General features: G+C 52.7%; 1 pseudogene. It reads right to left on the reverse strand.

Annotated elements, in window-relative coordinates:
* Positions 1–260: pseudogene (locus tag AC0QH1_RS00540) on the reverse strand (photosystem II D2 protein (photosystem q(a) protein)); the annotation flags it as partial.

Consider the following 260-nt stretch of genomic DNA (forward strand, 5'->3'; position numbering starts at 1 on the left):
TTGTTGGAGAAGGCAATCCCGAAGATTTGCGACCAGAAGCGGTTCGCAGTGACCATCGAGTAGGTTTCTTCGGCTTGAGTGGGTTCGAAGGCGCGGAAGGTGTTGGAGCCTTCGCCGTCTTCAAACAAGGTATTTTCCACGGTAGCTCCGTGAATGGCGCAGAGCAATGCACCACCCAGGATACCGGCCACTCCCATCATGTGGAAGGGGTTTAAGGTCCAGTTGTGGAACCCTTGGAAGAACAATAGAAAACGGAAGAT

The sequence above is a fragment of the Phormidium sp. CCY1219 genome, assembly GCF_055795085.1.